This is a genomic window from Acidobacteriota bacterium, assembly GCA_039030395.1.
Taxonomy (GTDB): domain Bacteria; phylum Acidobacteriota; class Thermoanaerobaculia; order Multivoradales; family JBCCEF01; genus JBCCEF01.
Genome location: JBCCEF010000055.1, coordinates 1 through 2587 on the forward strand (window position 1 = coordinate 1; position 2587 = coordinate 2587).

Below are 2587 nucleotides of genomic sequence, written 5' to 3' on the forward strand. Positions count from 1 at the left end.
CACAGCTCTCTCGGACCGGCCGGTCACAATCGCACCGGTCGGTTATCATTCGCCGCGGAGGAGCGCACCCTATGGACCACTTCGAGAACCTGTTCATCGGCATCGCCGGCATGATCGGCGCCGGCAAATCGACCCTGGCGACGGCGCTGGGCAAGCATCTCGAGATCGACGTCTACTACGAGCCGGTGGACGACAACGAGTACCTGGCGGATTTCTATCGCGAGACCGAGCGCTACGCCTTCGCGATGCAGATCTACCTGCTCAACCGCCGCTTCCAACAGCACCAAGAAATCATCTGGCGCGGGCGTTCGGCGGTGCAGGATCGGACGATCTACGAAGACTCGATCTTTGCCCGCATGCTGGCCGAGTCGGGCATGATGGACGACCGCGACTACCGCACCTACCTCGAGCTCTTCCGCCACATGTCCAACTTCATGTGCAAGCCCAATGTGATCGTCTACCTGGACGTTGCACCCGAGCTCTCCCTGGAGCGCATCCAGGCCCGCAACCGAGGCATCGAGAGTGGCGTCACCCTGGAGTACCTCAGCGCTCTCTACAAGGGCTACGAAGACTTCATCACCGACATCTCACGCGTCATCCCGGTCATCCGCGTCGACTACGAGCGCTACGCCACCGCCGAAGAGATGGCCCAGGTGATCCGCCGCGAGTACCTCGACCACAGCTTCCTGCGCCACGCCACCCGCTTCGACCCGACCCGCTAGGCCGAGTTTGTCCTCGCGAGGTCGTCCTTGTGGAGCGAGCACGCAGCGAGCGTGGAGGATGATCGAGACGGACAAGCCTCTTTTTGGCGAGGGATTATGCGGTCTGGGAGTGATCCGGCGAGTTTCCGGAGCGGCGGCGCAGGCCACAAGGACGACCGGCCAACGGTCGTTCTGCTATTCGATCTACCTAGGCGGGGAGCTACCTGACCTCGAGATCGTCGATCTCGTCGGCGCGCTCCTGAAGGTTCTCGATCAGGTGGGAGACAGTGGCCTCGAGCGACGGCTTGTAGACAAAGGTCACCGTCTTCACTGCCAGCCCGAGGGGACCGGTCTCGACCTCCTGCACCTCGGCCAGGAGGCGGACGATCTCCTCGCAGCTCTGGAAGCGGTCTTCGGGCGCTTTGGCCGTGGCGCGCCGCACCAGCTCTTCGAGATCTTCCGGTACCCGCGAGTCCTTGGACCGCGGCGAGGGCACCGGGGTCGTCCGCTGTAGCTCGCGGATCTCGTGCAAGCGGCCGACGAAGGGGGGCGAGCCGGTGAGCAATTCGTAGGTCACGATACCGAGGGCGTAGATGTCGGTCCGGCCATCGACGCGCTCGCTGGCGACCTGCTCCGGCGCCATGTAGGCGGGAGAACCGGAAAGCGGCAGATCGTCGTCCGCCACATCGGACGCTGCGGCCACCTCGAGCGCCAGGCCGAAGTCGGTCAGCTTGACCTTGCCTTCCGGGCTCAGCACGATGTTCGACGGCCGGATGTCACGGTGCACGACGCCAGGGTTGTGGGCGAAGGCATTGCCCGCAGGCCGCTGGACGTGGATATGACACTGCTCTTTGGCTACGGGTTTCCGCGCTATTTCGGCGGGCCGCTCAAATGGGCGGACATGCAGGGCCTGCCCGGCATTCTCGAGGATATCCGGCGCTGGTCAGAGGAAGACGGGTTTTTCTGGCAGCCCGCACCGCTTCTTGAAACCCTTGTGGCCGAGGGCCGCAGCTTTGACGATCTGAACAAGGAGGCCGCGTCATGAAGGAAGCAGTCATCGTATCGGCCGCCCGCACCGGGCTGGCCAAGTCGTTTCGCGGGTCTTTCAACATGACCCATGGCGCAACCATGGGCGGGCATGCTGTTGAACATGCGGTGGCCCGGGCCGGGCTGGACGGGGCCGAGATCGAGGATTGCATCATCGGGTGCGGGTTTCCCGAGGGCGAAACCGGATCCAATATCGGTCGTCAGATCGCAATCCGTGCGGGGCTGCCGATCACCGCCTCGGGCATGACCGTAAACCGGTTCTGTTCATCCGGTCTGCAAACCGTGGCCCTTGCCGCCAACGCGATAACACAGGACGGGGCCGGACCAATGGTGGCGGGCGGCGTCGAAAGCATCTCGATGGTCCAGCCCAATACACGCCCTGCGCCCGAAGACTGGATCGTGGCGCACAAGCCCGCGATCTACATGGCCATGATCGAGACCGCGGATATCGTGGCCGAACGTTACGGCGTGACCCGCGAGGCGCAGGACGCCTATGGTTTGCGCAGCCAGATGCGGATCGCGGCGGCCCAGCAATCGGGTGTGTTCGACGACGAGATCGTGCCGATGACAACCACCATGGCGGTCAAGGACAAGGCCACCGGCGAGGTGACGCAGCACGAGGTGGTTGTGGACCGGGACGAATGCAACCGCCCGGGCACCACGCTCGAGGGCCTGTCCTCGCTTGATCCGGTGCGGGGGACGGACAGGTTTGTCACCGCAGGCAACGCAAGCCAGTTGTCCGACGGTGCGGCGGCGCTTGTGCTGATGGACAGCGACGAGGCCGCGCGGCGCGGGATCGAACCGATGGGCGCGTTCAAGGGGTTTTGCGTGGCGGGCTG

At 64.4% G+C, this 2587-nt stretch carries 3 protein-coding genes and 1 pseudogene; 3 read left to right on the plus strand and 1 reads right to left on the minus strand.

Going from position 1 to position 2587, the window contains the following annotated elements; genetic code table 11:
• The first annotated feature begins 71 nt into the window (after positions 1–71).
• Positions 72–722: a deoxynucleoside kinase gene (locus AAF481_20390; GenBank protein MEM7483526.1), complete on the plus strand. Its 651-nt coding sequence runs from the start codon at positions 72–74 to the stop codon at positions 720–722.
• A 199-nt stretch (positions 723–921) separates the two neighbouring features.
• On the opposite strand, the gene AAF481_20395 is transcribed toward AAF481_20390, so the two are convergent.
• The gene (locus AAF481_20395; protein ID MEM7483527.1) at positions 922–1608 is read right to left on the minus strand and encodes a serine/threonine-protein kinase; all 687 of its coding nucleotides are present in this window, start codon (positions 1606–1608) and stop codon (positions 922–924) included.
• On the opposite strand from AAF481_20395, the pseudogene AAF481_20400 reads away from it, so the two are divergent.
• Positions 1492–1746 (plus strand): annotated as a pseudogene (locus AAF481_20400) (3-hydroxyacyl-CoA dehydrogenase). The gene AAF481_20395 and the pseudogene AAF481_20400 sit on opposite strands and share 117 nt — an antisense overlap.
• Positions 1743–2587, plus strand: an 845-nt coding sequence (locus AAF481_20405; GenBank protein ID MEM7483528.1) for an acetyl-CoA C-acyltransferase, incomplete at its 3' end; no start/stop codon positions are given. The pseudogene AAF481_20400 and the gene AAF481_20405, both read left to right, overlap by 4 nt.